We start from the raw sequence: 2,663 nt of genomic DNA, 5'->3' as shown, positions 1-2,663 counted from the left end.
CGCAGACGGTCCGGCCGGCCGCCCGCGGACCCTCGGCGGCGTCCGCGAGCCGCTCGCCGAGCCAGCCCTCGCAGTCCGGGAGGATCGCCACCTGCTCGGCACCGACGGCGAGCGCCAACTGCCACACCGACCCGTCGTCCGGGTCGCGGCCGACCAGGATCGTGGCCGGGCGCCGGGGCAGCTCGCGCCGGGCGACCTCAGACGCACAGTCGCTGCCGACCAGGACCAGGGACGCGTTGCGCCAGGAGCGGCGCACAGCCCACGGGTCACCGGCCACCTCGAGCTCGGCCCCCGCGACCGCCGCGAGTCGGAGCAGGTCGTCGAGCAACAGGGGGTCGTTGGTGAGCACCAGCGGACGCGGAGCATCCGGCTCGAGCTCAGGACTGAATTCAGGAATGTAGGCGGACAACGGGGCCTCCCCAGGATCGGTGCCTGGCACCAGACCCTGGCCCGCAGAACCCTCGACGGGGACGTGGACCGTCGAACCTGTGGAGGAAAAGCCGTTAGCTCCCGACCTGTGGAAAAGATCGGGAGCTAACGGATTAAAAAGGACGGCCCCCGCCGGGGGGGAGAGCGGGGGCCGTCACCACAGTCCGACTCGGGGGGGAGGAGCCGAACCGGGATAGGCACGGTCATTTCGACCGGCACCTCACATGTTGTACCCGCTGGAGGTGTCTCGTAAACAGCCGCCGGGCGCGAGTCCGTAAAAACTTCACCGTGCGCTCTATTGTCGATCGCGTGCCCGCTGCCCTGCCCGAGATGCGGCCGTGGCGAGGACCCGTCCGCGCTGCGGCCTTCTTCGATCTCGACAAGACCGTCATCGCGAAGTCGAGCGCGCTGACGTTCTCCAAACCGTTCTATCGCGGCGGCCTGATCAATCGTCGCGCCGTGCTACGCAGTGCCTACGCACAGTTCGTCTACCTGGCCGGCGGCGCCGACGCTGATCAGATGGAGCGGATGCGCAAGTACCTCTCCGAGTTGTGCGTGGGATGGGACATCACGCAGGTCCGGGAGATCATCGCCGAGACCCTGCACGAACTCATCGACCCGCTGATCTACGACGAGGCGGCGGACCTGATCGAGGAACACCACCTGGCCGGCCGCGATGTGGTCATCGTCAGCACGTCGGGTACCGAGATCGTCACACCGATCGGTGAACTGCTCGGGGCGGATCGCGTCATCGCCACCCGAATGGCCGTCGATGACGACGGTCTGTACACCGGGGAGATCGAGTTCTATGCCTACGCGGAGAACAAGGCGGCGGCGATCCGCGAACTGGCTGAGGCCGAGAACATCGACCTCGAGCGCTCCTACGCCTACAGCGACTCGGGCACCGACGTGCCGATGCTGGAGGCGGTCGGGCACCCGCACGCCGTCAATCCTGACCGCACCTTGCGCAAGGAGGCCGCGGCCCGCGGTTGGCCCGTGCTGGTGTTCAGCAAGCCGGTCTCGATGCGTTCGCGGATGCCTGCGATCCCGCGCCCGAGCCGCTCGGTGGTGGCCGCCACCGCGGTCGCAGCCGGCGCCGCCGCGGCCGCCGCGGTGCTCTGGATCAGCCGCCGCACCTGACCGACCGGACGGTCACGCGATGTTCCTCCGAGTAACTCGGGCGAACCGAAAGGCGTGTCACGCCTAGTGGTTCGACGGCGCAATTCGGACACTTGCGGAGGTTCACTCTCGCCACGCCGACGGGACCGGGATTTAACCCCGGACACCCCTTCCGTGGAGCCTCCGACAGGAGTAGACCTGAACACGAGACAGTTGGACCGGACGCCGGTCGCGCGACGGTTTCGATCCAGCTGGATCACAGCGCCACTCGGGTACCCACGCGGACTATCTGCCCATGTACGGGCCGTCGTGACAGGCTGGTCCTGGTCCGGCGATTTTGATGAGTGCACGCTTGGTAGCCCGGGTCGACGCAACCTTCGCGGCGGCGCCCCTCCAGCAGGGGCGCCGTTCGCACGTCCAGGGAACTGACGGTCCGTCAGGCGATTCGGGTCAGCGGAACTGGACGCACACCTTGAGCGCGTCGCCCGCACCGAGCTCGAGCGCGCGGGCGCAGTGCGTGACCCACCCGGCGACGCCTTCCGGGGTTCCCGACCCGTACCCGGTCAGCGCAATCTGATACTCCGTCAGACCGAGCTGGACGTGACCCACCTCGGGCGCGACCACGCCACCGCGATCCAGCCCGCGCTGGATCAGCACACAACGCGCGGCCGCCCTGGCCACCAGGCCCGACCACGGACCGAACGCCTCGGTCGCCAGCACCTCGGCATGGACCAGCGCGGCGAGCACCACCGCCGGCGCCCGGGTCGGAGCTGTCAGGGTGTCGGCCAGCAGGTCCAGGCGCTCGGCGGCCGCCGCCGTGGCCGGGCGACCCAACGCTTCGTCTCCGGCTGAGGAATCAGCGGCGGCCACCACGTGCAGCCGCGCCAAGGCCTGCAGCGGCGCCTTCGCCCACACCGGGGCGACCAGACCGATCTCGGTGGACAGCCGCACCGCCCCGCGCACCACCGCGGCAGCGGCCCCATTGGCTGGGTCGGCCAGCGCCGCACCGGAGCGCAGCGCCTCTTCGGAGACATCGACCCCGGACAGCGCGGCCGAGGCCCGCGCCCCACGCAACGCCGTCACCGCCACCACCTCGTGCCCGCGCAGCCGCAGCG

2 protein-coding genes and 1 pseudogene are annotated in these 2,663 nt (G+C 69.9%); 1 reads left to right on the top strand and 2 read right to left on the bottom strand.

Annotated features, from left to right (window positions below; all coding sequences use genetic code 11):
- Positions 1 to 409, bottom strand: a pseudogene (locus H0X00_RS23305) (septum formation initiator); the annotation flags it as partial.
- A gap of 350 nt (positions 410 to 759) precedes the next feature.
- Here H0X00_RS23305 and H0X00_RS23300 point away from each other — a divergent pair.
- Positions 760 to 1,569: an HAD family hydrolase gene (locus H0X00_RS23300; protein WP_367186753.1), complete on the top strand. Its 810-nt coding sequence runs from the start codon at positions 760 to 762 to the stop codon at positions 1,567 to 1,569.
- A gap of 429 nt (positions 1,570 to 1,998) precedes the next feature.
- On the opposite strand, the gene H0X00_RS23295 is transcribed toward H0X00_RS23300, so the two are convergent.
- On the bottom strand, positions 1,999 to 2,663 hold a 665-nt coding region (locus tag H0X00_RS23295; protein WP_293775204.1), incomplete at its 5' end, for a hypothetical protein.

This window comes from Sporichthya sp. (assembly GCF_013815995.1).
GTDB lineage: Bacteria > Actinomycetota > Actinomycetes > Sporichthyales > Sporichthyaceae > Sporichthya.
This window is presented reverse-complemented; position numbering and strand designations above follow the sequence as displayed.